Annotated in this window: 9 protein-coding genes; 4 read left to right on the top strand and 5 right to left on the bottom strand. The window is 40.2% G+C overall.

Annotation, left to right across the window (positions count from 1 at the left end; all coding sequences use genetic code 11):
- Positions 1-232: 232 nt before the first annotated feature.
- From kdsA to CHX27_RS02100, 3 genes are read right to left on the bottom strand one after another with little or no spacing between them, the layout of a single operon-like run.
- Positions 233-1051 carry a 3-deoxy-8-phosphooctulonate synthase gene (gene kdsA / locus CHX27_RS02110; protein WP_094485114.1) on the bottom strand — a complete coding sequence of 273 codons (819 nt, stop codon included), beginning with the start codon at positions 1049-1051 and terminating at the stop codon, positions 233-235.
- Positions 1052-1053: 2 nt separating this feature from the next.
- On the bottom strand, positions 1054-1506 hold the full coding sequence (locus tag CHX27_RS02105) for a 2-dehydro-3-deoxyphosphooctonate aldolase (protein WP_094485113.1): 453 nt from the start codon (positions 1504-1506) through the stop codon (positions 1054-1056).
- Between the two features lies 1 nt (position 1507).
- The gene (locus CHX27_RS02100) at positions 1508-1996 is read right to left on the bottom strand and encodes a DUF4199 domain-containing protein (RefSeq protein WP_094485112.1); all 489 of its coding nucleotides are present in this window, start codon (positions 1994-1996) and stop codon (positions 1508-1510) included.
- A 115-nt stretch (positions 1997-2111) separates the two neighbouring features.
- Here CHX27_RS02100 and CHX27_RS02095 point away from each other — a divergent pair, with 115 nt between their 5' ends.
- Positions 2112-2564, top strand: a complete 453-nt coding sequence (locus CHX27_RS02095) for a lipocalin-like domain-containing protein (protein ID WP_094485111.1) — start codon at positions 2112-2114, stop codon at positions 2562-2564.
- 56 nt (positions 2565-2620) lie between these two features.
- Here the strand turns inward: CHX27_RS02095 and CHX27_RS02090 are convergent, their stop codons facing one another.
- Positions 2621-2899, bottom strand: a complete 279-nt coding sequence (locus tag CHX27_RS02090) for an ATP-dependent Clp protease adaptor ClpS (protein ID WP_094485110.1) — start codon at positions 2897-2899, stop codon at positions 2621-2623.
- A 289-nt stretch (positions 2900-3188) separates the two neighbouring features.
- Between CHX27_RS02090 and CHX27_RS02085 the strand changes: the two genes are divergently transcribed.
- From CHX27_RS02085 to CHX27_RS02075, 3 genes are all read left to right on the top strand, one after another.
- Complete coding sequence (locus CHX27_RS02085; protein WP_094485109.1) at positions 3189-5570, top strand: TonB-dependent receptor; 2382 nt, start codon at positions 3189-3191, stop codon at positions 5568-5570.
- A 176-nt stretch (positions 5571-5746) separates the two neighbouring features.
- Positions 5747-6325 (top strand): Crp/Fnr family transcriptional regulator, encoded by a 579-nt coding sequence (locus CHX27_RS02080; RefSeq protein ID WP_094485108.1) that lies wholly within the window; start codon positions 5747-5749, stop codon positions 6323-6325.
- Position 6326: 1 nt separating this feature from the next.
- On the top strand, positions 6327-6893 hold the full coding sequence (locus CHX27_RS02075) for a Crp/Fnr family transcriptional regulator (RefSeq protein WP_094485107.1): 567 nt from the start codon (positions 6327-6329) through the stop codon (positions 6891-6893).
- A gap of 56 nt (positions 6894-6949) precedes the next feature.
- Here the strand turns inward: CHX27_RS02075 and prmA are convergent, their stop codons facing one another.
- Positions 6950-7792: a 50S ribosomal protein L11 methyltransferase gene (gene prmA, locus CHX27_RS02070; RefSeq protein ID WP_094485115.1), complete on the bottom strand. Its 843-nt coding sequence runs from the start codon at positions 7790-7792 to the stop codon at positions 6950-6952.
- Positions 7793-7901: the final 109 nt, after the last annotated feature.

Below are 7901 nucleotides of genomic sequence, written 5' to 3'. Positions count from 1 at the left end.
TTATTGATTTTTAATCAATTATGTTTTTTGTCGTGTACTAAACATTTATAGAAAAGCAATTCCATTTATCGTGATGATTAATCGATCATGATGATAGGCATAAAAAAATCCTCAAATTCAATAATACGAATGTATTAGTGATTTTGAGGATGAATGCAGTAAGCGTAAGAATCTCTAGCTGTTTGTGCGTTTAATCAATAACTAAAGCTCAATTGATAAATCGAACTCCGATTTAAAAGCTATTTATTGTCTGTCTGATTGCCACCAAACGTGTCATTAAACCTTCAAAATAGTCGAGGTGTAGCATGTTGGCACCGTCGCTTTTGGCATTTGCCGGATCGAAGTGTGTTTCAATAAAAATACCATCGACACCTACGGCGATTCCTGCTTTCGCAATCGTTTCAATCATGTCGGGTCGGCCGCCTGTAACTCCAGCGACTTGATTAGGTTGTTGCAACGAATGTGTCACATCGAGCACGGTGGTTGCAAATTGTTGCATCGTCGGGATACCTCGGAAATCGACAATCATATCCTGGTAACCAAACATACTTCCACGATCGGTGGCTATTACGTTTTCATTTTGGCAGTCAAGTACTTTCTGCACTGCGTGTTTCATACTTTCCGGACTCATAAACTGTCCTTTTTTCAAATTCACAGTTTTACCTGTCTGAGCTGCGGCTACAACCAAATCGGTCTGACGGACTAAAAATGCCGGAATTTGCAAAACATCAACATATTCTGCTGCTTTGGGAGCATCTTCGTTAGTGTGAATATCGGTAACTGTTGGAATGTCGAATGTTTGTCCAACTTTTTGAAGAATTTTCAAAGCTTTTTCATCTCCGATACCCGAAAAACTGTCAATTCGGCTGCGGTTCGCTTTTTTAAACGATCCTTTAAAAACGTACGGAATACGTAGTTTGTCGGTAATACCAACTAATTTTTCGGCAATGCGCAAAGCCATTTCTTCGCCTTCAATAGCACAAGGGCCAGCAAGGACAAAGAAGTTTCCACTTTCTAAATTTTTAATTTTGGGAATATTCGATAGTTGCATAATTATTTTTTAAGAGTTAACCCAACAGGGACGGCAATCCGACCTTTTGCAAAAATATTGAGGTATAAAACAATTGGTTTTTTTTGTCCTTCCCACGTGATTTCATAGCGGTTTAAAAGTCCAACACCGATGTCGTTCCGTTTAGAAGGAAACGGACAACAATCGTCGATCTTGCGAAATCGAATTTTTTCACCTTTCGGACCCGCCAAAGCATTCAAAAATCGAAATTGATTAATGGTATCGTTTTTTGTGTTTTGAAAAAAGACATTTATCGGATAGTCTTTATCGTAGCCGTATTTCGGATTGGTGCTTATGTCGGTTATGACAAAATTTCCGACCGAATTAAGTTGCAAGTCCGGCGCATTTTCATCCACGTTTTTTAAAGTCGATTTTGTGCTAACGCATGCACTAAGTACTACGGCAATAAGCAAACAGCCAATTACTTTTCTACGCATATCATCCTTTTTGCGTTTTCGATTTCAAAAAGTACGCCACAATTGCTGAAACCACTATTCCAAAAGAAATACTGCCAATTGCAGAAGTAATCAAATAGGTATTCATATTGAAATAAGAGCTTGCCGTTTCCAACGTTCTTCCATGAACCTCAATTTGATACTTGATTTGATTGGCAAAAAAGTCGGGCGAAACTACTTTTAAAGAAAAGAAGACAGCGGGTATCGACATCAATGCAGCAAAGATTGCCATTACCGAACCCGATAAGAATCCCTGTTTCCAATCCATTTGGTTCTTGAAAAAGCTACTTTTCTTTTCTCTTAAAGCTAGATAATAGACCAAAACCGAAGGTAGTACCACTATATTCGTATAAATTGGATGCTGATCTATGTGCTGATCGTGTAAACCAACCGCTCGTTCAAGGGCAATCCAAACTATGCCAAGTACCGTAAGAATTAAGGCCCACTTGTATTCAATTTGAAAATTCTTCATTGTTAATGATTTTTTGCAAAATTACACGATTTCATCGGGCTTTTGTATAATTGTACCACTTGTTAAATTTTAAATATTTTCTGCTTACTTTGCAGCACAAATTAAATCGCATATCATGAAAAGTTTCTCTAAATTCGGCCTAGTACTATGGTTTTCTGCCATTTTATTAACCTCGTGTGGCGGCGATGATAATCCAAGTACACCTGCATCGATAGTTGCAAAATGGACTCCAACCAGAACAATTATCTCAGCAAACGGGGGTAATATTTCTTCAGATTATGTTGGGAACGAGCCAGGTTGCGATAAGGATTATATCGAATTTACCGCAACTAATGCTTTCAATAATGTTGTGTTTTTTAAAGACGCGTCGAATGTTTGCACACCTAGTGCTGCAGAACCTGCAACTTATAGCAAAACAGACAACTCTTTGGTAATTACCGGCGATGTTTACGGTGGAACCTACGAAATCATTCGGCTTACGAACTCGGAGTTACGTATTAAATCCGAAGAAACAAACGCCGGAGTTACAACATCAACTTCGCGTTATTTTAGAAAAGTTGTGGAATAAATAGAAAATCCAATAATCCAAACCGAAAGCATCTGATCGAAACGTCAGGTGCTTTTTTATGACTTTTGAATGTCGGCACTCAATCCAGCATCGTGCAAAGCACTGCATTTTGGTGCCAATTCTTCTAATCCGCCCGATTTCACAGTACACTGTCCTTTGTAATGAACCAAAATGGCGCATTGCTCGGCTTGAATCGGCGTGTGTTCACAAACGCGAATCAGCGTTTCAATCACGTGATCAAACGTGTTTACATCGTCGTTATACAATACCAATTCGTACGTGTCGGCGATTTTCTCAAGAACGTCGGTTTCAAATTCGGTTAATTCAAGCGGCATAATCTTTTCATCTAAATTCAATGGTTTGCAAAAGTACTAATAAACAGCTGTTCAACAAAAGTCTTGCGAGATCCATCCGAAACAAGCAAATTTCTGTAGCAAAGAAAAATTCGCTTACGTCATTGAGCGTAACTCTAGCGAGACGTTGTTTACTCCAAATAAAGATGTTTCTCTATTTATTGATTTTTTGGCATAGACTAGCGACTCTTTAAACGCACTCATTTTTTATTGATTTTAATCAATTTGTATCATTTCCTCTTGTAACACCTTTGGCAAAAATACAAGTACAATGAAAAAATTGGTGTTCTCTTTTTTTATGCTCTTAATTTTGCAAGTTCAGGCGCAAAATGGTGTGATTCGAGGAGTAATCACAGATAAACAGTCTGAAAAAACGATCGAAGGCGCTGTTATTACCTTACTCGGAAACGATGGTATTACAGCAGTTTCCGACGAGTTCGGCCGCTTTAAACTCGAACAAGTGCCTCTGGGCCGACAAAGTATTGCCATAGATGCTACAGGTTATGAAAGCAGTGTTTTACCCGAATTAGAAGTTGTTTCTGGAAAGGAGGTTTTAACAAACATTGCACTCACTCAAACCTTTAATGAACTTAGCGAAGTAGTTATCGCCGCGCCAAACAATAAGGCAAAAGCGATCAACAAAATGGCTGCCGTTTCGGTGCGACAATTTTCGCCAGACGAAGTTAACCGATATGCCGGCGGACGAAGCGATGTGGCACGTTTAGCATCGAACTTTGCCGGTGTTTCTACCGCCGATGATAGTAGAAACGACATCATTGTTCGCGGAAATTCATCCACAGGTTTGCTATGGCGTTTGGAAGGAATTCCAATTCCGAGTCCGAACCACTTTTCAACTCTTGCCACTACGGGAAGCCCGGTTTCAGCATTGAATCCGAACGTATTAGCAAATTCCGATTTCTTAACGTCAGCATTTCCAGCAGAATACGGTAATGCGCTAGGAGCCGTTTTTGATTTAGGTTTGCGAAAAGGAAATTCAGAATCGTACGAATATACAGTAGGTGTGGCAGCGTTTCCTGGTGCCGAAGCGCTTGCCGAAGGTCCGTTAGGTAAGAACGGCGGGTCGTTTCTGGTGGCCGCACGCTACGGAATCGTTGGTTCTCTCGGCTTGGCTGGAACCGCTGCACAACCAAATTATAACGATCTAACCTTTAACTTCGATTTCGGACGCAGTAAATTAGGCCGATTTTCAGCTTTCGGAATACTCGGAAATTCAAACATCGATTTGTTGGGAAGGGATGTCGAATTATCTAGCGACGACCTTTTTGCAACCCGTGATGAAGACAGTTTCGTAGAATCGCGTTTCGCAGTTCTTGGAATTAAACAACAAATCGAACTCGGCGAACGTTCCTTTCTTAAAAATGTCGTAAGTGTTTCTACTTCAGGGAATTTATTCGACCAAGACCGCTACTTCAATCTCGAAACGCCCGAAGAGTTTAAAATACGTTGGACCGAAGCCGACAATACCGAAAGTCGCGTAACACTTTCTTCTTTATTCAATACCAAATTATCGCGAAAAGCAACAATCCGCGCCGGTGCTTTAGTAGAGTTCTTCCGACTAAATTCCGAATTATCGGATCGCGAACAACAAGCAGATACCGATAATGATCAACTTCCCGATTTTGTAAATCTGATTGACATCGATGGAAATTACACCGTTTTTCAACCTTATGTGCAAGGACAATTTCGACTTACCGAAAAACTCTTGTTCAATGCCGGTATTCACGGTCAGTACTTTTCGCTAAACGAACAAACTGTTGTTGAACCGCGATTTTCAGCGAGTTATTCGCTAAACCCCAAGAGCAATATCAGCTACGGTTACGGACTACACCACCAAAATGTAGCTGCACCTATTTTATTTCTAAACCAGTACATTGACGGTGTTGCCTTTCAGTCGAACAGAGATTTGAAATTGGTGCGCAGCCAGCATCACGTTTTGGGCTACGATTACCGTTTTGGAAAAGATTGGCGATTGAAAGTTGAGGTGTATTACCAAGACATCGATAACGCCGCCGTTGAACGTGTACCTACCGGTTATTCGTCGTTAACAGAAGGCGCCGATTTCGGATTTTCGATCGACAAAACCAATTTAGTTAGCAATGGCACAGGCTACAACAGAGGTATGGAATTAACTTTAGAAAAGTTCTTTAGCAAAGGATACAATGCATTAATTACCGCTTCTACTTTTGAAAGCAAGTACAAAGGAAGCGATCAAGTTGAACGCGATTCGCCTTTTAATAACGGATACATTCTCAATGTTTTAGCTGGGAAAGAATTCAAAATTGGAAAAGCAAGAAAGAACGTTTTTGCCATAAATACCAAGTTTACCACTTCCGGCGGACGCTATTATACGCCGGTCGATTTACAAGCATCTATAGCGCAAGGTTATGAAGTACTCGACGAATCAGCGTATTATTCAGAACAATACGACGCTTATTTGCGACTCGATTTAAAGTTCTCTTTCAAATTTAATAGCGCGAAGAAAAAGAGTTCACATCAGTTTTATATTGATTTTCAGAATATTACAAATAATGAAAACGTCTTTACCCGAGATTATAACCGGGTAACGCAGCAAGTAAATCAGATCGACCAAATTGGTTTTCAACCGGATTTCGGATACCGTTTCCAATTTTAAAATCAATTTGTACGCTGCAAAACCACAACGACACGCTCGTTAATTGCTAGTTAGGGAGCAGTTTACGTTTTTTTAGTTAGTTTGGAATGGGATTGTAAGAGTCTGCGAAGTATCTTTACCAAGCAGACTCTTCCTTACCCGTTTTTCTGGTTATAATACAATCGATTAAAATACGCATGTACACCAATTTACATATTTTTTTACAGCGATTTGAAGTTTTAACTGAGGAAGAAATTGCCGCATTTATCTCCATCTTTAAGCCCATGGAAATCCGAAAACTCGATCATCTTTTTGTAGAAGGCGAACGGGTTTCTCGCATTTACTTTTTGAATGAAGGCATCATGCGCGGGTACTTAAATACGGCTACCGGCGAAGTCACCTCGAATTTTTATTTCGGTCCGACGATGTTCACCGATTTAATGGCCGTTCGTGCCTTCGAACCCACAAAAATGAACGTGCAAGCCTTAAAAGATGCCGTTTTAATGCAGGCTGAAATGAGCGATCTCGATGATTTAATTGCCTTACATCCCAGAATGGAACTAATCTTCTTTAAATTCTTAGAACATCTGTATCTATTCGGATTGCTTCGACAACACTCCTTTATCTTCGATTCGCCCCAAGAGCGCTATTTAAAGTTGTTTAACGATCGCCCGAAGGTAATCGCCGAAATTCCACAACGGTTCATCGCATCCTATCTTGGCATGACACCCGAAACCCTAAGTCGCGTGCGGAAACGAATCTTTAAAGAATTGTAAAATGAAACACTTTCAGCAATTTATCGAGACGTTTTGCCGCATCTCAGCTCAAGAACGCGAAGATTTAGAAGCGCTCTTCGAACCGGTAACCATCAAAAAAATGGATCACGTATTTACTGCAGGTGATTCTATTCGAGATTTAATCTACTTCGACGAAGGTATTTGCCGCGTTTACTTAATTAAAGACGGCGAAGAATTTACCACCAAGTTTCTCACCGGCCCAAGTATTTATGCCGAATTGTTCTCCATCAGAAACAACACACCAACGTTGATCAACATTCAATCTATAAACGTAACGTGTTATTACCGAGCTAGTTTTGCCAAAGTGGAAAAAATGATGCAAGACAGCGCCAACCTCCGAAAGCTCTTTTTAAAGCTGTACGAGCACATTTACATTTTGGGCACCAAAAGACAAATATCTTTTATCAAAGATTCGCAAACCGAACGCTATTTTAAACTGCTTACCGAACAACCCGAACTACTTCAAACAGTTCCTTTACAATTTATCGCTTCTTTTTTGGGAATGAAACCCGAAACACTAAGCAGAATCAGAAAGAAAATGAAATAATCGTGTCGAAAGAACTACAGCTAGCATTCAAGAAAAGGCACGCCGATTCGTTTTCTCTACAACTTCACATATTTCATGGCTACCCAATGATTGCGCTCTTTTACCAACTGCTGTGCCAGTCCGAGCGAAACACATTTTTCTTCCATAACCGGAATGTCGTGCTTGTAAAAGCCGCTCAGTAAAATAGTGCCACCTTTTTGTAGGTATTTAACATAAGTAGCTAAATCCTGTAACAAAATATTTCGGTTGATGTTCGCAATAATCAGGTCGTACGTAACGTCGAGGGTTTCTAGTGTGCTGGCATCGCCTAAAAATACGCGAATATCAGGCGTTTGGTTGCGTGCAATATTCTCGAGCGAATTTTCGTAGCACCACGTATCGTTGTCGATCGCATCGACCTTTCCCGCCGATTTTTTCGCAGCTAAAATCGCTAAAATCGCGGTGCCACAACCCATATCCAAAACCGTCTGATTTTCAACCGAAAGTTCCAACAAATGTTCGATCATCATAAAGGTAGTTTCGTGATGTCCGGTACCAAAACTCATTTTCGGCTCAATAACAATCTCAAAATCAGCATTTTTTGGTTCATGAAATGGGGCACGCACATAACATTGTCCGTTAACATCAATCGGTTCAAAGTTCTTTTCCCACTCTTCATTCCAATTTACTTGCTCAATTTTTTCGATGCGATACGTAACGCTAAAAAACTCATTTTCCAAAAAATCATACGCCATATCAGCGCCTGCGCCGGGCATATTTTCTTGAATATAAGCAGTTAAGCCCGTTTCAGTTTCTTCAAACGATTCGAATGGAAGCGCTTCCAAAGACGCCAAAACAATATCGGTGCCCGGCTGTACCGGATCAATCGTAAAATGGTATGCAAAATAGTGCTGCGACATGCCAGTAATTTTCTGCAAAAGTACTCGCTTCTGGTCTAAAAAACCGACATAAATCAATAATTGTTGGCTTAATGGACATTTTTTAGGCTGATAATCGTGTGAAGCGTTG

Origin of the sequence: Flavobacterium aurantiibacter (assembly GCF_002251775.1) — a bacterium.
GTDB classification, from domain to species: Bacteria; Bacteroidota; Bacteroidia; order Flavobacteriales; family Flavobacteriaceae; genus Flavobacterium; species Flavobacterium aurantiibacter.
This window is presented reverse-complemented; position numbering and strand designations above follow the sequence as displayed.